Below are 20494 nucleotides of genomic sequence, written 5' to 3'. Positions count from 1 at the left end.
TGCTTAATTTAGACTAGAATAAAATAAAAAAGATCAGAGAAATGCATGTTAAACCTAGTTATTGATATCCGTAAAAGATATCGCTGGGGGTTATTAGCGATAGCGCTTCTAATATCCTTTTCAGCGGCCTTGATTCAATCTTTGTTGTATATCCAAAAGGGTGATGCCGAGGTGATCAATATTGCCGGCAAGCAACGAATGCTCTCTCAAAAGATTGCTTTGCATGGTAACGCATTAATTTATGACAAGTCTCTGCCTGTAAAGCAACAGCATCGCAAGCTGCTACAAGACACCGTTGAGCAGTTTATTGCAGGTCACCAGTTTTTGGTTGCTCGCGATGGTCCAAATACGTTTCGTCATTTAAATCAGGAGTTAGAGGCACATTACTTTGCTGCTCCAAATAAGCTTGATGCGCGTGTTAAGCGCTATGTAAGTAAAGCACAGAAGCTATTAAATAGCCGTGACGACTACACAGATTTTGACGGGCCTGTTTTCGAAACTCAACAAGTTGAAGTCTTATTAAATGAATTAGATGTAGCTGTTGAGTTGCTTGAGCAAGAGTCTGTAAAAAAAGTCACATTTATTGCAACAGTTGAATTAATATTTTGGTTAACGGCTTTGCTGTTGTTATTGATTGAACTATTTTTTGTCTTTAAGCCAATGGAATCATTAATCGCTAAAACAATTAATAAGTATCAAACTCAAAAAGAATATGCGGAGCAAATAAGCAAAAATAAAGAGCGCTTTATAGCTCGCGCAAGTCATGAATTTCGAACACCAATACAAGGCCTTACAGCCTCTATTGAAGCGCTTGATATCAATGAACAACAGCTCGCAACTAAAAAACAAGCTGTTTATTGTGTGAATAGATTAGTCGCAATGTTAGATGAACTTGTTGATTTGCAACAGCTCACAACAGGAAATTGGCAATTAAACCCGAGTCGTGGAAATTTAAAGTCGACTCTAAAACACGCGATCACCCCATTTGAATATGTTTGCGACGAAAAGAATATTCTGCTTAGTATCGCTATTCCAGAATCTCTTAACAAAGATGTACTTACTGATCATGCTCGTTTACAGCAAGTTTTGGCTGAACTCATCAACAATGCAGTAAAGTTTACTGCTGAACAAGGTCGAATTGCGATCACAGCAAGAAGCCAAGGCGAACAAAACTATATTATTGAAGTGCAAGATAACGGCAAAGGGTTTGAAAAGCCACCGACCGATATACTCAGCTTGGAAAATGATAGCGAGCAACATTTTCAAGGCCTTAAAACTGGTTTGTTGAGGGTGGTGCATATTGTTAAAGCTTTGCAGGGGAATATTGAGTTTTTAAGTGCTCAACCGCAAGGTGTTAAAGTAGTGCTCAGCTTAGAGTTAAGTAATGCCGCTGGTGATGACGCAGAGGTTTTATTACCCAATAAGTTACACTGCTTAATTGTGGAAGATAATCAGTTGAATGCCACTATATTAGGTCGTATTTTAGGGCAGTTAAATTACAGCTTTGATATCGCTGAAAATGGCTTAATCGCCACAGATAAAGCGTCAGATAAGCAGTATGATTTAATCTTTATGGATTTGAATATGCCAGTTATGGATGGCTTTAAAGCGATTGATATTATTCGTAATGAGCAGGGGCAACAGGTGCCAATTTTGGTGGTGACGGCCAATACATCAAATGATGATTTACAACGTGTGTATGAACTTGGGGCTAACCTACATGTATACAAACCGATCTCGCTAGATTCAGTGCAAAAAGCTCTCAGTATTTTATTTACCGAGAGCTCACAGGGATAACCAAAGCGTTAAATTAGTTTGTTACTTTGATGTCGCCAACACCTACTTCAACGTCAATATCATGCAGCCCATTGCCTCGGTAGCTTGAGTGAGAGCTAACGACTTTGCGGCTGGTGTTAGCCTCTTTTTTCAAGCCGCGAATCTTGGTGTCGCCCACACCGGTATCTAGTTCGATGCGTCTGTAATCGTCAAGCGCACTATCAATTCTTACTGCGCCCACACCAAGTTCAATCTCAACTGAATTACTTGCGTCGTTAATTTCAATATCACCTACACCTAGCTCAACATCAATTGCCATTGATTTAGGCATTTTTACATGCCAGTTTTGTTGAATGTCATCGTTATCTAATTTTAAGCTAAGTGAGCTGGCACTTTGCGAGTGGCTTAATTCAATATTTGATAAATCAACATCAGAGCTGAACCAGCTATTGTCATTTTTTGGTTCAATGCGAACCGTAACCACGACTTCACTGCCGTCATAACTTTCGACTTCTAAGCTGCCCACCGGAAAATCAATATCAAGCTGGCTTGCGCCATTCACTGTAAAGTTATGACTTAGCTCACGTGAGTCTTTTGCCATTGCGTATGTTGTTGTAAGTGCTAGGCCTATTGCTGCTACACAAAGTAATTTTTTCATTGTCTGATTCCTGTTAATGACCTTTTATACCTTAGTCGCAGCCGTGTTCAAAAAAGGTTTAAACGATTTTTAATTTTTTATCGAATGCGGTAACGTCAAGCTAACGGTAACTTAGAATGAGGATTCAAAGTGCAACAAGTGCAGTTGGTTAATGTTCGAGCCAGCCTGAAGGGCCAAGGCAATGACGTTTATTATTTAGATGAGCTCAATATCAATGTATCGCCATTGCAGCAATGGGTTTTACTTGGCGCTAATGGGGCGGGTAAATCGGCTGTGGCCGCTGCCATTGCTGGTTTTGCGAAAATAGAGCAAGGCCACTATGAGAATAGCTTTGAGCGTATAGCATTGGTATCGCCAGATAGCCAAAAGCAGCTCCTCGCGGTCGAGTTAACTAAAGATAAAGATGATATTATTGAGGGTGTTACGGCTACGAGTACAGTTTATGAGCTGATTATTGCAGGTCGAGACGAGCAACAGCTTGATAGTGATTTGCTACAGCAACTAATAAGCCTATTTGATTTTAGTGACAAACTTAGCAAGGCATTTCGCGATTTATCGACCGGCGAAACCCGCAAACTAATGCTGATTCAAGCCATAATCGGTCGACCAGATTTACTTGTGCTTGATGAGCCTTTTGATGGTTTAGATGTTACGGCAATGGCTGAACTTAATCAGCTACTCACTGAGCTTAGTAAAACAACGACCCTTATTTTTGTGCTCAATCGCTTAACTGAGATCCCTGACTTTGTGGATCATTACGCCTACGTTAAAGAGGGTCATGTGGCTCAGCAATTAGCAAAGCCTACAGCCGAGCAGCGCGATGATTTACTTAAGCTATTGCACCTTACTCATACTCAGCTACAAATACCTGAGGCAGATATTGACCATCAAGCGCCTCCGCTCACAGACTCTATGCTGGTAAGGTTAAACAACGCATCAGTCAGTTATGGCGGCGAGGCTATATTTGAAAAACTAAACTGGCAAATTAACCAAGGCGAACATTGGCAGTTAACAGGTAAAAATGGCTCAGGTAAAACCTGTTTGCTGAACCTTATCACGGGTGATAACCCGCAGTGTTACAACAACGATATCAAGGTGTTTGGCTACCAGCGCGGCAGCGGTGAGAGTATTTGGCAAATTAAACAACACATTGGTTATATCTCTAACGCGCTGCATATGGATTATCGAGTGAGTATCACCGCACTCAATACGGTTGTTTCGGGCTTTTATGACAGCATTGGTCTTTACCAAAAAGCCACTGATAAGCAACTTGCCATTGCCAAAAAGTGGTTAGCGTTATTAGGTTTAAGTGATAAACAAAGCAGTTCATTTAGCCAACTGTCTTTTGGTGATCAGCGCTTATTGTTGATTGCTCGGGCTATGGTTAAACACCCTAACTTATTGATTCTTGATGAGCCTTGCTTAGGTCTTGATGAAGCGAATAGGCAGCGCGTGTTATTACTAATAGAAAAAATCTGTGCTGCAGGCACCAGCACCGTGGTGTATGTTAATCACCACGCGAGTGACAAAATAGTCGGTATCAACAATTATTTAGAGATGGCTGATTTCACAAAAAAAGCGCCATAAGGCGCTTTTTAAACGATTGAAATCATTTAGATACGGGTAACGGTAAAACCCTTATCTGTTAATTGCTTCAATAAGCCGTGTTGCTCTGGTAAGTGCAAAGCGCCCACTGCAATGAACAGCTTTTCTTTACCGATGCGAGTAGATAGTTGATTAACCCAATTGTTGTTACGGTCTATCAACATCACTTGCTCGCTTAGCTGGCCATACTGAGAGTCATCAAAGCTTTCGTTATAAAACTGTGTAAGTGTTTTCATGTCACCTGATTTCCAAGCCTTGATCAGGCCAAAAAAGTAGGTGTCTACATCTGCAAGTTGGTCGAACGTTTCTTCGATCATTTTGTCATTCATGATTGCTAAGTGCTCAAACATTTCCATTTGGCGTTCAAGAGTTTCTAGCTCACCAACAGAAATTTTATGTTCTTGAGCATAAGCAAGTACTTGCTTGTCTATGCCGTATTGATCTGAAAAACCAACGCTTTGGAACTCCATTTGCATCATGGTGACCATCACCGCCCACGGTGCTAAGTTCTTAAACATCGCAATATCAATTGATTTATCCGCAAAGTACTTTTGCAGTTTTGCATAGTTTTCTGGTGATAATTCTGATTGTAAGGTTTTGCCATTTTTCAGCATCATAAATGGTAATGAGCGACGCTGCATTTCCATCGGTGAAATAGCGCTGATATCCACCTCAACAATGACTTTATCTGAGTTATCGAGTGCTTTTTTTACCTTGCTCGGTAAGCCTTTCATGCTGTCATCGCCAACATGTACGGTACCAAATAAATATGAAGCAACGCCGTTCTTTTCTACTTTCCATAATCCCGGCTCGGCAAGTGCATGTTGGCTAAAACCAAGCAGTAGCACCATAAAAAACAGGGCATTTATACGTTGGACGAATTTCATAACTTTCCTTTTCATTACGTGGTTATTTTCAATACTAAACTAATTCTTCTTTGATGCGTTAAATTAAATCGGCTTTAAGCAGAAAAAATTACATTTAATTGCCAAAAATTAATCAATCATAGAATGGCAGATAAAGAGGTATGAAATTTCAATATTAAGCAAATGGCGAAAAATAAATCTTATTAATGGTAAAGTTTAGATATTTATTTCTATAAAGTCGTTTTTTTGCTTGTTTTTTGAATTGAATTTTATGTTGACTTAACGCCCCCAGCGCGGTACTAATAGAAAAAGACAGCGGGATGGCTAGATTTCCGCTACAAATGAACAGAATTTGGTTACAGATAAATGCTTACAAACAAACTTTCTCTAATTCTAATTAACGTCGTGGTGATTATTATTACCGCGGGGGCTAGTTAGTGCTTAGAGAAAAGTGAAGCATTTAAAAAGCCCCCCGCACTTAACAGTCCGGGGGGCTTTTTTGTTTTAAGGTTTGAGTCGCAGCAAATACACAATGTCACTGAGGAATGAGGATTTACGATGACAGGCGCAGAGTTAACAATCGATTTATTAGCCAAACATGGCGTTAAGGATGTTTTTGGTTACCCAGGCGGTGCCATCATGCCTATTTACGACGCCTTGTACGGTGCGCCAGTCAAACATTATTTGACGCGTCATGAGCAAGGAGCGGGTTTTGCAGCAGTGGGGTTTGCCCGCAGCACAGGTAAGTTAGGTGTGTGTTTTGCAACATCAGGCCCTGGTGCAACCAACTTAATAACCGCTCTTGCTGATGCAATGATGGATTCAGTGCCGTTACTTGCCATCACAGGGCAAGTACCTACCGCCGCAATAGGCTCCGACGCCTTTCAGGAAGTGGACGTGTTAGGTATGTCGTTATCATGTACTAAACATAGTTACATGGTTGAAAGAGCAGAAGATTTAGCCGAAATCCTACAAGAAGCCATCCACTTAGCGCAAAGCGGCCGCCCAGGTCCTGTGTTAGTTGATATCCCGAAAGACATCCAAATGGCACAAGTGCCATTCCACCCTTGGTTAGCCGCCGAAGATCATTTACCAAAATTAGACCCGAGCCAAGTTGCAATAGCTAATCAAATCTTAAGTGAAGCGCAGCGCCCTGTGGCGTATATCGGTGGTGGTGTACAAGCTGCTGATGCACAAAACGAGCTTATGCAGTTTTTAGAAAAAACACATATGCCTGCGGTATCAACGTTGAAAGCGTTAGGCAGTGTATTACCTGATTATGAATATGATTTGGGTATGCTAGGTATGCATGGCGGTAAAGCAGCTAACTTAGCAGTGCAAGAGTGTGATGTTTTGGTTTGTATCGGTGCCCGTTTTGACGACCGTGTTACTGGTAATTTAAGCAAGTTTGCCGCAAAAGCAAAAGTGATACACCTTGATATCGACGCAGCAGAGGTTGGTAAGCGTAAGCCTGCAAAAGCGTCATTAGTGGCAGATTTAAAAACGTCATTACCGCAACTTGATTGTTTTGTAACGCCTGATGAATGGTTAACGCATATCGAAAGCATGATGAAAGAGCATGCATGGCGTTATGACTATCCAGGCGAGAAAGTATTTGCCCCATATTTATTAAACCAACTAAGCCAAAAAATGCCAGCAACGGGTGTTGTGTGCTGTGATGTGGGTCAGCACCAAATGTGGGTGGCGCAGCACATGAAGTTTAGCCACCCAAGCAATCATTTAAGTAGTGGTGGTGCAGGTACCATGGGCTTTGGTTTACCGGCCGCTATCGGCGCTCAAGTTGCTCGTCCAAATGATTTTGTGATCACGGTGTCGGGTGATGGCTCAATCATGATGAACATTCAAGAACTGGCTACAATTCGCCGTAACAATCTGCCAGTTAAAATTCTAATCTTAGATAACCAGCGCTTAGGCATGGTACGTCAATGGCAGCAGCTATTTTTTGAAGGTCGTTATTCTGAAACAAACCTTTCAGATAATCCTGATTTCGTGCAGTTAGCAGCGGTGTTTGGCATTCCAGGTCAAACCATCACTAAAGCAGATGAAGTCGATGCTGCGGTTGATGCGTTAGTTAATAGTGAAGGTCCATACATTCTTCATGCCTGTATTGATGATAAAGAAAATGTATGGCCGCTTGTACCACCGGGTGCAGCTAATGATGAAATGATGACGGAGACAGTAAAATGAAACACACCCTAACGATTGCACTAAAGAATCAAAGTGTCGCTGTAGAGCGCTTTTTACGCGTTGCACGTCATCGCGGCTTTGACCTAACAACCATGAATTTAGAAATGGCTGATGAAGCGTTTCACGTCACCATGACGGTAGACAGCGATAAGCCAATTTATCTACTAACATCACAGTTAAATAAATTGGTTGATGTTAAACACGTTAATGTTGAAAACCAATTTCAACAACAAGCAATCTAGTAAAAAATCAACAGGTAACTAGAGCAGTCAGAGTGATGCTTTAGTGAGAAATAAATTCGGAATGAGGAAGTCAGTGGCATGCCACTGCAACAACTGAGGTAATTATGGCTAAATTAAGAAGTGCAACAACAACAGAAGGTCGCAAACGTGCAGGGGCGCGTGCTTTGTGGCGTGCAACAGGGATGACAGATAAAGACTTCGGTAAGCCAATTATCGCTGTTGTTAACTCATATACTCAGTTTGTACCGGGTCATGTTCACCTTAACCAACTTAGTGAGCTGATGGCTGAAACCATCACCGAAGCCGGTGGTGTACCAAAAGAATTTAATACTATTGCGATCGACGATGGTATCGCAATGGGTCACGGCGGCATGCTGTATTCACTACCATCGCGTGACTTAATTGCTGACTCAGTGGAATACATGGTTAATGCACACTGTGCTGATGCCATGATCTGTATTTCTAACTGCGACAAAATCACCCCAGGGATGATGCTAGCTGCACTGCGTTTAAATATTCCGGTTATTTTCGTATCAGGTGGTCCAATGGAAGCGGGTAAAACACGCCTTGCTGATATCGACATTAAACTTGATTTAGTGGATGCCATGGTGAAAGGCGCTGATACCACAGTAAGCGATGAAGACTCTGAAAAAGTAGAGCGCTCTGCGTGTCCTACTTGTGGTTCGTGTTCGGGTATGTTTACTGCCAACTCAATGAACTGCTTATTAGAAGCGATTGGTTTAGCGCTGCCGGGTAACGGTACCACACTTGCTACGCATAAAGACCGTAAACAACTTTACGTTGAAGCAGGTGCGCGCATTGTTGATTTATGCCGTGAGTATTATCAAAAAGATAATGCAGCAGTATTACCACGTGCGATTGCTAATCGCACTGCCTTTATGAATGCAATGGTAGTTGATATTGCTATGGGTGGTTCATCAAATACGGTTTTACACTTATTAGCTGCCGCGCAAGAAGCGGGTGTCGATTTTGACATGTCGCACATCGATGAGCTTTCCCGTAAAACTCCTTTCCTTTGTAAAGTGGCACCCGCAACCAATAAATATCACATTGAAGATGTGCACCGCGCTGGTGGTATGATGGCAATTATCCGTGAGTTAGGTAAAGCAGGCCTTGTTGATTTATCTGTTGATCACGTGGCAGGCCACAGTATGGCTGAAATGGTGGCTAAATGGGATGCGACCGATCCGAGTAATGAAGTGGCGCAAAAATTCTATAAAGCAGGTCCTGCGGGTATCCGTACTACAAAAGCAATGAGCCAAGAATGTCGCTGGCCAGAACTTGATAATGACCGTGAAAACGGCTGTATCCGCAGTGTTGAAAATGCCTTTCGTCAAGATGGTGGCCTAGCTGTACTTTCAGGTAACTTAGCCCTTGATGGCTGTATTGTTAAAAGTGCTGGCGTAGTTGAAGAAATGCTGCACTTTGAAGGCCCTGCTGTTGTATACGAATCACAAGATGATTCGGTTGAAGGCATCCTTAATGGTGAAGTAAAAGCAGGCGATGTTGTTGTAATTCGTTACGAAGGGCCAAAAGGCGGCCCTGGCATGCAAGAAATGCTGTATCCAACGAGTTACTTAAAATCAATGGGCTTAGGTGAAAAGTGTGCGCTTATCACCGATGGTCGTTTCTCGGGTGGTACATCGGGTTTATCAATAGGTCACGTTTCACCAGAAGCAGCAAGTGGTGGTGCAATCGCCTATGTTGAAAATGGCGATAAAATAGTAATTGATATTGCAACCCGCGAAATCACTTTAGCGCTGTCAGATGAAGAGCTTGAAGCACGTAAACAAAAGCAACTTGCACGTGGTAAAGACGCTTATAAACCACTTGATCGTGACCGCTATGTTTCATCTGCACTTAAAGCCTATGCATTACTTGCAACCAGTGCAGACAAAGGAGCTGTTCGCGATTTAGCAAAACTTGAGGAGCTTAGTTAATTATGGTTTCTCAAGAGCTCGATTATTTTCGCGCTATCATCCAAGCGAACATGGAGCCGCTTGCAAAAGTCACTGAGGTCAGCGAAATGGCTGATCTTAGTGCACGGTTAGGCAACCATGTGTGGTTAAAGCGTGAAGACCAACAACCGGTTTATTCATTTAAGCTTCGTGGTGCTTTTCATAAACTGAGCAAGTTGCCAAAAGGGTCTGATGTGATCACAGCCTCAGCGGGTAACCATGCGCAAGGGGTTGCACTCAGTGCCTCATTTTTAGGGCATAACGCAACGATTGTGATGCCAGTTACAACACCAGAAATTAAAGTGAATGCAGTACGTTCACTCGGTGGTGAAGTGGTATTACACGGCCATCATTTTGATGCGGCAAAAGCCCATGCTTTAGAACTGACAGAGCAGCGTAACGGGGTGTTTGTGCCACCGTTTGATGATCCTGATGTGATTGTTGGCCAAGGTACCGTTGCCCGTGAATTAATGCAGCAATTGAACGACCTTGATGCTGTTTTTATTCCTGTTGGCGGTGGTGGTTTACTTGCAGGCATGGCGGTGTACATTAAGTCGTTACGTCCTGATATCAAAGTCATTGGTGTTGAAGCTGACGAGAGTGCTTGCCTAAAAGCAGCGCTTGAAGCGGGCAAGCCCGTTGAGCTTGACCGTGTTGGCAGCTTTGCAGATGGTGTAGCCGTAAAAGTCATCGGCACAGAAACATTTCGTTTAGCGCAAAAGTTTTGTGATGAAGTGGTCACTGTAACGGGCGATGAAATCTGCGCCGCAATGCAAGATATCTTTGTTTCGACTCGTGCGATAGCAGAACCTTCAGGGGCGCTATCAACAGCAGGGCTGAAAAAATGGTGCCAACAAAATGGTGTTAAAGGCTTAAACGTTGCTGCAATTTTATCGGGTGCAAACTTAAACTTTGACCGCTTACGTTATGTTGCAGAGCGGACTGCTCTTGGTGAAAAGAACGAAGCACTCCTTGCTGTGACCATAAAAGAAGAAAAGGGTAGCTTTAAGCAGTTTTGTAATTCACTAGGTGGCAGAGCTATCACCGAGTTTAATTACCGTTACGCAGGCCCCGGCGAAGCACAAATTTTTGTTGGTATTGCATTAAGACAAGGGCAGCAAGAGCTTGATGAATTAAAAGCGGCACTGACAGAAAACGACTACACGTTTTGCGATCTATCAGATAACGAGCTGGCTAAATTGCATATTCGTTATATGGTGGGTGGTAAAGCGCCTGCTCAACTTCATGAGCGTTTACTACGCTTTGAGTTTCCTGAATACCCAGGCGCACTGGCGCGATTCTTAGATACCCTTGGTAGTAATTGGAATATCACTTTATTCCATTATCGTAATCATGGTGGAGCGATTGGTAATGTGCTGGCGGCCTTTGCTATTGAACCGAGTGATTATGAGGTATTCAATGAGCATTTGAACCGTTTGGGATACAACGTTCAAGATGAAACGAACAATCCATGTTTCACCCAGTTCTTAACTAGCCAAGGTCAAGAATTAAGTGAGGTTAAAGCGGCAAATCAGTAGCTTAATATAATCAAGGCTGCTAATTAGTAGCCTTGTTTTTTTGTCTATTTTTCCTATAGTTATTGCACGGTTCTCAATCAAGGATGATGCGTGCAAGGAATGAAAAGTCTACTTGGGTTAATCTGTCTAATGCTCTCTATGAGCGCACAGAGCGTTGATAACGTTAGCTTACAATTAAAATGGACTCACCAGTTTCAATTTGCAGGTTATTATATGGCTGCAGAAAAAGGCTTTTACAAGGAAGCGGGCCTTAATGTTGCTATTATACCTGCCGACCCAAATGATCCTGATACCTTTCCTAAAGTGTTAAACGGCCAAGCCGACTTTGCCATTACTCACTCAGGCATATTACAAAAACGCCAGCAAGGCGCATCGGTTGTTGCCCTTGGAGCCATTCTGCAGTTTTCGCCTTACTGCTGGATGGTAAAGAATAACTCCGATATTTTTCAGCCCAGAGACTTTGTTGGAAAGAAACTCAGCAAAGTTAGCTCACTAGAAAATGCAGAACTCTTGGTCATGTTACAGCGTGCTGGATTGAGCCAAGAAAGCTTGATGGCAGCTAGCCATGAAGGCGGCGTTAAAGAGTGGCTTGCCGGTGATTTAGATGCGGTGCAAGTGTATGTCACCAATGAGCCTTACAGCATGACTCTTAGAGGGGTTGGCTATCGACTCATTTGCCCGCAAAAGTTCGGCTTGAATGTGTATGGTGATATTTTATATACCTCTGAGCAGTTTTTAGCGAAGAAGCCTGAGGTTGTAGAGCGTTTTTACCGCGCGAGCCTAAAAGGGTGGCGATATGCTTTATTGCACTTAGAAGAAAGCATCGATGTGACCAAGCAGCACTATGCTAAACATAAAAGCGTACAGGAGCTGGCTTATGAAGCACATGTTTTGGCAAGCTATATTCAACCTCCAGGGATTAAGTTAGGCAATATGTCGATGGCAAAATGGCGTTTAATTGCAGATCTATATGGCATCGAGCAAGCTGATTTTGATCAGGCTTTTGATGGCTTTATGTATGATCAGCAGCAAGCTGAAGCTATTGAGCTGTCGTGGATGTTGATCCTCGCCATCATTTTAAGTATTGCGTGTGTGCCATTGTACAGTCGCTTGATCAGCAGTAACCGACGTTAAATAAGCTAAAAGCTGTTATACTGCTCTTTATTTCTTGTCGCTAAGTAGTTATGACACTTGCCGAGCACTTTGCAGCTTTAGATGCACTGCTATTTTCAACCCGCCAATACTGGCAATGTACCGCATTTGATTTTGATGATCTTCCTTGGCCTGAATTAGCCAACTTATTATGGGCGCTTGATGACCAACAAGTGAGTGAACTTGATGCCGATCAGCAAGCTTTATATCGTTATTTTACTGAGGCAATAGAGGGTATCGACCAGTTGGCTGAGTTGTGTAATTTGCCTGCTATAAGTGCTGCCCGTAATGAATTTCCATTTTGGGTAAGTAATGGCATTAAGGGCCGTAAGTTTGAACAACTACAAGACTTTGTCGCGGCCATTAGTCAGCAGTCATTAAACCAGCCTGTTTTAGAATGGTGTGCAGGTAAAGGGCATTTAGGTCGTATGTTGGCATTTAATGGGGCACCACGTGTCCATAGCATTGAGCTACAACAACACTTGTGCGATCAAGGTCAACACAGTGCTAAGCAACAGCAATTGGCGATGCAGTTTTCACAAGCTGATGTATTAACCGATGACACAGATGGCTTTTTTGAAAGCCAGCAGCATGCAGTTGCATTGCATGCCTGTGGTCGTTTGCATCAAACATTTATGCAGCAAGCAAGTAAAGCGAAAACCCAGCAAATTAGTTTTTCACCGTGCTGTTATCATTTATTCACTGATAACGCTTATCAAGCAATGAGCGAGCCCGTAAAAAAAAGCCAACTTGCGCTTACTCATCGCGATTTAAAACTGGCGCTGCAAGAAACGGTAACCGCACCGAGCCGAGTTGATAAGGTCAGAAAAACAGAGGTTGAATGGCGTCTTGGATTTGATGCGTTACGTAAATCACTGACCGGTGAAATGCACTATGTGAGTGTACCGTCAGTGAACAAAGCGATCTTCTCTGATTCGTTTAACTCATTTTGTTTATGGGCTGCTGAGAAAAAATCATTACATTTACCTGAAGGCATTGATTACAATAAGTTTTTAGAGATAGGTAAAAAGCGCAAAAGGGTCACCGAGCGAGTTGAACTCGTCCGACATGTGTTCAGAAGGGCAATTGAAGTTTGGCTCGTGCTCGATCGTGCTTTATATTTGCAACAACAAGGGTATCAAGTAACAGTTAGTACGTTTTGCGAAAAGCAGCTGACACCAAGGAATATCTTGATCCAAGCTAATTATTAAAAACCGTAAAGAGGCGCAATGAGAAAGTTAAAAAATTTATTCGAAAATAATAGACGTTGGGCAGCGCGTACGAGTGAAAATGATCCTGAGTTTTTTAAAATTCTATCAATGCAGCAAAATCCAGAGTATTTGTGGATCGGTTGTTCTGACTCGCGTGTACCTGCAAACGAAATTGTAGACTTATTACCGGGTGAGCTATTTGTTCACCGTAACGTAGCAAATGTCGTTGTGCATACTGACCATAACTGTCTTTCGGTAATGCAATACGCTGTTGAAGTGCTGAAAGTGAAGCACATCATGGTCGTTGGTCACTATGGCTGTGGTGGTGTTCAAGCAGTATTAAACGAAGCGCGTTTTGGCTTAATTGATAACTGGCTACGCCATGTAGGTGATGTAAAAGAAAAACACATCGAACAACTCAATGCATTACCTGAGCAAGAGCGTTTAAATAGCTTAATTGAACTAAACGTTATCGAACAAGTACGTAACGTGTGCCGTACTAACATTGTGCAAGATGCTTGGGCGAAAGGCCAAGATTTAACAATTCATGGTTGGGTGTATGGCTTAGCGAATGGTCACCTTAATGATCTTGAGTCGGTTGTGACCTGTGCTGAAGAAGCTAGCGATACTTACGGTATTGCCGTTAAGCGCGTATTTGAACGTGTGGCAGAAAAAAGCTAAAACCTAAAACTAGCTGGGTAAAAAAGGAGAGCTAATTTGCTCTCCTTTTTTATTGTTCGTCTTGTTTGCTAGCAAGTTGCTGCTCGAGTAATGCAACTTTCTCTTCAAGCTCAGTGAGTTTTTCACGAGTACGAATAAGTACTTGGCTTTGAATATCAAACTCATCACGGCTTACAAAGTCCATCTCAGCAAGTTTGTTTTGAATAGCTTGCTTTGTTTTGCCTTCAACTGTTTCGGCAAGGTTTTTCACGCCTTGCGGCATGTTGTCAGTAATTTGCTTAGCGATTTCTTCAAGTTTTGCTGGGTTGATCATCTTCGTCCCTTGAGTCACGTAAAAAAACAATCTTACCTTATTGGCTAGGCGTAGTGTAGTGATTACGGTAAAATTGCCCGTCCTGTCTTTGGATAATTTCTTTAGGGGCTTATGAAACTCAACCCAAAACAAGATGAAGCGGTAAAGTATATCAGTGGACCGTGTCTGGTATTAGCCGGTGCGGGCTCTGGTAAAACGCGTGTTATTACTAATAAAATCGCTTACTTGGTGCAAAACTGTGAGTATCAAGCGCGCAATATTGCGGCGGTAACTTTTACCAATAAAGCGGCAAAAGAAATGCGCGAGCGTGTAACGCAAACACTGGGTAAACAAGAGTCGAAAGGCTTATGGGTTTCAACGTTTCATACCCTTGGGCTTGAGATCATCAAAAAAGAGTTAACGACGCTAGGGTTTAAACCCGGCTTTTCGTTGTTTGATGATCAAGATACCAACCAGTTACTAGCTGAGCTGACCGAAGAAGAACTTAAAAAAGACAAAGATCTACTTAACCTACTGAAGATGCAAATAGGTAGCTGGAAGAACGAATTGATTCTGCCAGAGCGTGCTGTTCGCGAAGCCCGTGAGCCACAAAAAGCCTTATTTGCTCAGCTGTATGCGCGTTACCAAAATCAACTACGTGCTTATAATGCCCTTGATTTTGATGATCTGATCATGATCCCTACTTTATTGTTAGGCCAAAATGCTACTGCGCGTGAGCGTTGGCAGCAGCGTTTTCGTTACCTACTGGTGGATGAGTATCAAGATACCAACACCAGTCAGTATCAGCTGGTTAAGCTATTAGTGGGTGAACGAGCTCGTTTTACAGTGGTAGGTGATGATGACCAATCAATTTACTCATGGCGCGGTGCTAAGCCTCAAAACCTTGTACTATTGAGTAAAGATTTTCCGGGCTTACGTTTAATTAAGCTTGAACAAAACTACCGAAGCGCAGGGCGAATTCTAAAAGCGGCGAATATTTTGATCGCCAATAACCCTCACGAGTTTGATAAAAAGCTATTCAGTGAACTTGGTTATGGTGAGCCAATCAAAGTGATTGGTTGTCGTGATGAAGAGCATGAATCAGAGCGAGTGGTGGCAGAGATCATTTCTCATAAATTCATGAAGCGTACCAGCTACAAAGATTACGCGATTTTATACCGTGGTAACCATCAAGCGCGCGTGTTTGAAAAAGCACTTATGAGCAACCGTATTCCTTATAAGATAAGCGGTGGCATGTCGTTTTTCTCGCGTTCAGAGATTAAAGATATCATGGCGTATTTACGCTTATTGGTGAACCAAGATGATGACAATGCCTTTTTACGTATTGTAAATACGCCACGCCGTGAGATTGGTACGGTCACACTCGAAAAACTTGGCACCCTTGCTAATGAAAAGCATATCAGCTTATTTGCAGCCTGTTTTGAACCTGAACTTGCACACCGCTTAAAAGGCCGTGGTTTTAATGCCTTAGCTGGTTTTGCCCGCTGGGTGGTTGAGCTTTCTGATAATGCGGTACGCGGCGATACCCTTGAAGCTGTGAAAGAGTTAGTTAGGCAAATTAACTACGAAGCATACCTTTATGAGTCATCACCGAGTGCAAAAGCTGCTGAAATGCGCATGAAGAACGTTTCAGAGCTTTATCGTTGGATCACCGACATGCTAACAGGGGACGCAGACAACCCGCCGCTGAACCTTGCTGAGGTGGTTAGTAAACTGACTTTACGTGACATGCTTGAACGTAACGAAGAGGAAGACGAATCTGATGCGGTACAATTACTGACACTGCATGCTTCAAAAGGTTTGGAGTATCCGTATGTGTTCATGGTTGGCATGGAAGAGGGGTTACTACCACACCAAGTAAGTATCGATGAAGATAACGTTGAAGAAGAGCGTCGTCTTGCTTATGTAGGTATAACCCGTGCTCAACAAGAGTTGGTAATGACTTATGCTAAGTTACGTCGTCAATTTGGTGAAACGTCAGATACTGAGCTCAGTCGCTTTGTGCAGGAGTTACCACAAGATGACTTAGCCTTTGAAGCGAAAAAGCCACCGTCTTCACAGGCTGAGCGTATGGAAAAAGGCCAAGCCCGTGTAGCTAATCTAAGAGCGATGCTTAAGAAGTAATTATTTGTGCGCTTGGTGTTTCGTATTCGAAGGGCGCCAGCGCATGCTGTTTACCAATAAACAACGACAACCCGTGCTTATCGAGTAACGTGCGGTAGTTAAAAATCGACGGTCCTTTCGCGATTACTTTGATATTTTGCAGCTTAGTAATCGCCAGTACACCTTGCAGTTGTAAGTGATAGTTTTCTTGCTGTAATACGCGCTTGCTAAATGTTGAACTTAATAACAAGTAATCGAATTGAAACTCAGTCAGTAAGTTTAACTCACAGCGATCTTTAGCAAATTCATTCAACCCAATCGAAAATCCTTGTGCGACTAAGTTTTTTAAATTTTCAATTTGTACCGCTGATGCGTAACGAATTTCTTGTTCGTTGAATAACAGACACATTCTATTCGCATCGTGGGCTTTTAATAGCTTACATAGTGCTTGAAAATTAATACGTTCAAGGACTAAGCCAGAGCAAGGGAACAATACTTTTTCTTTCTTACTGTCACTTACTAAGCTGAATGCTTGTTTTAGTAAGTTAAGTTCAACCTCAAAGTGCTGTACTCTATCGGTCGCAAACTTCTTAAGTACTTCAAAGCTGGTGCTGCCAAGTACTGGGTGTTCACCAAATGCTTCGAGTAAAGACTCTGCGCGAGTTTGCTCATCCAAGGTAATGATTTCGGCACTTCTAAAGTGCATAGGCAAGTCATCTAAGTGATGCATATTGTCAGCATCATGTTGCACATTACTGGCATTAAGCAGCGGATGGAAACATTCAAAGCGATTACGGCCTGCATTTTTAGCGTAATACATGGCGGCGTCGGCATCACGTATAATTTCATCGGTGTGCTTGTAGCTTGGTTTTGAGTAAGTAATACCAATACTGGCACCACTTTGAATGCATTGACCCTTCATACAGAAAGGTTTTCTCATTATTTCGATGATACGTTTGGCAACATCTTGAGCTTGCTGTTGCTCAGTTAAGTGAGTGAGCAATACCACAAACTCATCACCACCTAAACGTGCAAGTAAATCATGCTCACGGATACAATGCGAGAAAGATTCAGCAACACCAATTAAAAATTGATCGCCTGCTTGGTGACCAAGGTGATCGTTGATGTCTTTAAATTTATCAAGGTCAATAAATAACACTGCAAACTGCTGCTCTGGATAGCGCTGATAATGCTGCAATGTTTTTTCTAACTGTGTTAGGAATAAACTGCGATTAGGTAAACTGGTTAATGAGTCATGGTGTGCATCGTGGTACAGCTGTTGTTCTATTTTTTTACGCTCTTCAATTTGCATCTGTAAGTGCAGGTTTGCTTGGCGTAACTCTTTCGTTTTCTCTGCAACTCTGTTTTCCAGCTTTTGATGATTTAGCTTTAACTCTTGATTTGCTAAATGGGTTTGAATGACGTTGGCTATTTGATGCGATACAAAGGTAATTAACTCACAGTCATCTTGCGTGAATTCGTGTTTATTATTATACGCTTGGCAAACTATTAGACCAATGACACCTTGCGATGTTTTAAGTGGTGCACCTAACCAGCTAGTTGCTGTTCGTTCAGCCGGGACGTCTACGGGCCTTTCAACAACGCCTAACTTAATTAGATTATTTGCTTTATCAATATCGATGACTTGGCATTCTTCGGAGCTTAAAACAAGTTCACTAAAACCTTTTGCAAAAGGTCTCGGCCTGCCTGTGTCATTGTATTCATCGACACAGTACGGAAAACTTAACCAGTGAGTTTGCTCATCATAAAGGGCAATATATAGGTTGTCTGCATAGGTAATGGTTTTAATAATTTCGTGAACATGTTTATAAACGTCGTCAAGATTTTCACTTAAGGTTGCCAGCTCTGATATTTTAAAAAGGATCTGTTGACGCTCTAACGCTTTTTTACGTTGCTGTATTTCTTCATTGAGAGCTTGATTACTTTGTGTCAGTGCACGAGTGCGAATTTTAACTTCTGATTCGAGCAGTTCACGTTTCTTAACTCGTTCGATGGCCGTTGCCAAATAAAGTGACATTACTTCTAGCAACTCAATTTGTTGCTCAGAATAACTCAGGTCTTTTTCATAGCTTTGCGCGACCATCACTCCAATTATTGACTTATCGCGGTATACAGGAACTCCAACCCAATGCTCGGCAGGTGTGCCAAAGCATTTGAGTAAGCCTTGTTCAACCGCTAGCTCTGTTTGTTGTTTGGTGAAGTAGCTGGTTTTACCTTGCTTAAATACGTAACCTGTCAGGCCTTCTTTAAAGTACTGCTCATACTTCAATGGCACAGAGAGGCCATCTTTTTCGTCGGCAAAATAAGATAACTCAAGGTTATCGTAAACAGGGTTATGCAAAACCACGAAGAAGTTTTTACTTGGAATATAGTCTTGCAGGATGTTGTGGATAGCAGGGTAAAGCAAGGTTAATTCGGCAACAGTACTCGCTTGCTCTGATAATTGTAAAAGAGCATGTTGCAAGTGATGTGATTGCTTATACTTTTGTAAAAGCGATTTTAAGCGAACATTTTTACGTGCAAGCTTATCAAAGTGTGTTGCTGAATCTTCCAATGATTTAGAACTCATTTTATTATTGTTTAAATATCGTCCTTAATAGTTCCACTTTTTTATTAGATCGTCAAGTAACAGCTGTTAACAAAATAGTAATTTATTATGGTCATATTTGGCTACAGAGCTAGCCTCGCGCCCTGATAAAGGCATAAAAAAAGGGCTTATAAAAATAAGCCCTTAGTATTAGATTTTAAACTGTTACTTGCTAGTCATGAAATCGATAGCAGCGCTGATCTCTTCATCAGAACAGTCCATACACGTACCTTTAGGAGGCATCGCGTTGAAACCATTGATTGCATGGTCAAGTAAAGTGTCCATGCCTTTAGCAATACGAGGAGCCCAATCATCAGCTGATTTTGGTGCGCCTAGTGCACCAGTGCCGTGACAAGCAAAGCATGCTGCTTGGTAAACTTGTTCACCAGAACGAGGGCCTGTAGGTTCAGCAGCGACTGCAGCTTTATCACCTTCTAGATAGACAGAACCAATTGGCGCTAGACGCTTTTTGATAGCATCTTCAGTCAAAGAGTTGTCATACGCTTGTGCATATGCCGTTGTTGCTAGCAGTAATAATGCAGCTGATAGTTTTTTCATTTTGCCTTGCTCACTTCGATTTGAACGTGATCAATCACGATATATATGACGGAAATTAGAACGATTATAACGCTAAGCCACAATTTATAAAATGATCTAAAAGGCTTTTTCTTGAGAAAAACCGTCATTTTTTTGCGTTAGCGCAAGAAAAGCCAGCATAAAATACTGGCTCTTAGCTTGATGCTTAAGCAAGCTCTAATACTTTGTTAACTAATTTTTCGATACCCGCATCTGCATCTAAAATACTTTGGGCCAACATATAGGCTGGGGTAGTGACCACTTTATGTTGTTGATCAACAACGATATCGTTCACAGCACAGCTTTGGTGTGCTCCACCAAGTTGTTCTATAGCTGCGGCGGTCTCTGCATCGCTCCCAATGGTTGTTTTTACACCTTTACCATAAATAAGCGGCAGCATGGCAGGCGCAATACATATATAACCTGCTGCTTTGTTGGCATCGACAAAAGCCTTCGCTGTTGTCAGTACATCACCTTGAACTTGGGCATCTGCACCTTTTACTGCAAAGTCAGATAGGTTTTTCGCGGCCCCAAAGCCACCTGGTACGATCAAGGCATCGAACTCATCTACATTTAGCTCAGTGAGCGCTTTAATTTCACCGCGGGCAATACGTGCAGCTTCAACTAGCACATTACGATTAGGTGTCATTTCTTCACCTGTTAGGTGATTAACGGTGTGCATTTGTTCGATATCGGGTGCGAAGCATTCATAGCTCGCGCCTGCTTTAGCGATATGTAATAAGGTTAACACAGCTTCATTGATTTCTGCGCCGTCGTAAACACCGCAACCAGCTAAAATTACAGCAACTTTTTTCATTTTTGAACTCTCCTTAATGCGACTAGCTTAAGTTTAACAAGGATACGAGCATGGCGACAAAATAAAAAATTTTCGTCGCTTGATAACTCGCAAAGCATGATGAATAGCTGTTTATGCCTTTTTATAAATTACTAACGAAAAAAAAAGTATAAAGGATCGCT

At 42.2% G+C, this 20494-nt stretch carries 16 protein-coding genes; 10 read left to right on the top strand and 6 right to left on the bottom strand.

Annotation, left to right across the window (positions count from 1 at the left end; genetic code table 11):
- Positions 1 to 45 precede the first annotated feature (45 nt).
- The gene (locus IMPJCBKJ_RS07595) at positions 46 to 1797 is read left to right on the top strand and encodes a response regulator (RefSeq protein ID WP_166339634.1); all 1752 of its coding nucleotides are present in this window, start codon (positions 46 to 48) and stop codon (positions 1795 to 1797) included.
- A 13-nt stretch (positions 1798 to 1810) separates the two neighbouring features.
- On the opposite strand, the gene IMPJCBKJ_RS07590 is transcribed toward IMPJCBKJ_RS07595, so the two are convergent.
- Positions 1811 to 2434 (bottom strand): hypothetical protein, encoded by a 624-nt coding sequence (locus IMPJCBKJ_RS07590; RefSeq protein ID WP_166339632.1) that lies wholly within the window; start codon positions 2432 to 2434, stop codon positions 1811 to 1813.
- Between the two features lie 129 nt (positions 2435 to 2563).
- Here IMPJCBKJ_RS07590 and modF point away from each other — a divergent pair, with 129 nt between their 5' ends.
- Positions 2564 to 4021 (top strand): molybdate ABC transporter ATP-binding protein ModF, encoded by a 1458-nt coding sequence (modF, locus tag IMPJCBKJ_RS07585; RefSeq protein ID WP_166339630.1) that lies wholly within the window; start codon positions 2564 to 2566, stop codon positions 4019 to 4021.
- Positions 4022 to 4047: 26 nt separating this feature from the next.
- Here modF and IMPJCBKJ_RS07580 read toward each other — a convergent pair whose 3' ends face one another.
- The gene (locus tag IMPJCBKJ_RS07580; RefSeq protein ID WP_166339628.1) at positions 4048 to 4926 is read right to left on the bottom strand and encodes a TraB/GumN family protein; all 879 of its coding nucleotides are present in this window, start codon (positions 4924 to 4926) and stop codon (positions 4048 to 4050) included.
- Positions 4927 to 5463: 537 nt separating this feature from the next.
- On the opposite strand from IMPJCBKJ_RS07580, the gene ilvG reads away from it, so the two are divergent.
- From ilvG to can, 7 genes are all read left to right on the top strand, one after another.
- Positions 5464 to 7113, top strand: coding sequence for an acetolactate synthase 2 catalytic subunit (gene ilvG, locus IMPJCBKJ_RS07575; RefSeq protein WP_166339626.1), 1650 nt, complete (start codon positions 5464 to 5466; stop codon positions 7111 to 7113).
- A complete protein-coding gene (gene ilvM, locus IMPJCBKJ_RS07570; protein ID WP_054554110.1) occupies positions 7110 to 7355 on the top strand; it encodes an acetolactate synthase 2 small subunit in 246 nt (81 codons plus the stop codon). Before ilvG ends, ilvM begins: the two co-directional genes overlap by 4 nt.
- Positions 7356 to 7459: 104 nt before the next feature.
- Complete coding sequence (ilvD, locus tag IMPJCBKJ_RS07565; RefSeq protein ID WP_166339624.1) at positions 7460 to 9316, top strand: dihydroxy-acid dehydratase; 1857 nt, start codon at positions 7460 to 7462, stop codon at positions 9314 to 9316.
- Between the two features lie 2 nt (positions 9317 to 9318).
- Positions 9319 to 10872: a threonine ammonia-lyase, biosynthetic gene (ilvA, locus tag IMPJCBKJ_RS07560; protein ID WP_138601184.1), complete on the top strand. Its 1554-nt coding sequence runs from the start codon at positions 9319 to 9321 to the stop codon at positions 10870 to 10872.
- A 99-nt stretch (positions 10873 to 10971) separates the two neighbouring features.
- On the top strand, positions 10972 to 12006 hold the full coding sequence (locus IMPJCBKJ_RS07555; RefSeq protein WP_138601214.1) for an ABC transporter substrate-binding protein: 1035 nt from the start codon (positions 10972 to 10974) through the stop codon (positions 12004 to 12006).
- A gap of 50 nt (positions 12007 to 12056) precedes the next feature.
- Complete coding sequence (locus tag IMPJCBKJ_RS07550; protein WP_138619836.1) at positions 12057 to 13235, top strand: methyltransferase; 1179 nt, start codon at positions 12057 to 12059, stop codon at positions 13233 to 13235.
- Positions 13236 to 13253: 18 nt separating this feature from the next.
- Positions 13254 to 13916, top strand: coding sequence for a carbonate dehydratase (gene can, locus IMPJCBKJ_RS07545; RefSeq protein WP_054554114.1), 663 nt, complete (start codon positions 13254 to 13256; stop codon positions 13914 to 13916).
- A gap of 49 nt (positions 13917 to 13965) precedes the next feature.
- On the opposite strand, the gene IMPJCBKJ_RS07540 is transcribed toward can, so the two are convergent.
- Positions 13966 to 14229: an accessory factor UbiK family protein gene (locus IMPJCBKJ_RS07540; RefSeq protein ID WP_054561163.1), complete on the bottom strand. Its 264-nt coding sequence runs from the start codon at positions 14227 to 14229 to the stop codon at positions 13966 to 13968.
- A gap of 111 nt (positions 14230 to 14340) precedes the next feature.
- Between IMPJCBKJ_RS07540 and rep the strand changes: the two genes are divergently transcribed.
- On the top strand, positions 14341 to 16353 hold the full coding sequence (gene rep / locus IMPJCBKJ_RS07535; protein ID WP_166339622.1) for a DNA helicase Rep: 2013 nt from the start codon (positions 14341 to 14343) through the stop codon (positions 16351 to 16353).
- Here the strand turns inward: rep and IMPJCBKJ_RS07530 are convergent.
- The 3 genes from IMPJCBKJ_RS07530 to elbB form a co-directional block, all read right to left on the bottom strand.
- Positions 16343 to 18922, bottom strand: a complete 2580-nt coding sequence (locus IMPJCBKJ_RS07530) for a diguanylate cyclase (RefSeq protein WP_054554117.1) — start codon at positions 18920 to 18922, stop codon at positions 16343 to 16345. The genes rep and IMPJCBKJ_RS07530 overlap by 11 nt on opposite strands.
- A gap of 183 nt (positions 18923 to 19105) precedes the next feature.
- Complete coding sequence (locus IMPJCBKJ_RS07525; protein ID WP_054554118.1) at positions 19106 to 19498, bottom strand: cytochrome c5 family protein; 393 nt, start codon at positions 19496 to 19498, stop codon at positions 19106 to 19108.
- Positions 19499 to 19682: 184 nt separating this feature from the next.
- Positions 19683 to 20333 carry an isoprenoid biosynthesis glyoxalase ElbB gene (gene elbB / locus IMPJCBKJ_RS07520; protein ID WP_054554119.1) on the bottom strand — a complete coding sequence of 217 codons (651 nt, stop codon included), beginning with the start codon at positions 20331 to 20333 and terminating at the stop codon, positions 19683 to 19685.
- Positions 20334 to 20494: the final 161 nt, after the last annotated feature.

Origin of the sequence: Pseudoalteromonas sp. MB47 (genome assembly GCF_011319765.1) — a bacterium.
Taxonomy (GTDB): Bacteria; Pseudomonadota; Gammaproteobacteria; order Enterobacterales; family Alteromonadaceae; genus Pseudoalteromonas; species Pseudoalteromonas simplex.
This window is presented reverse-complemented; position numbering and strand designations above follow the sequence as displayed.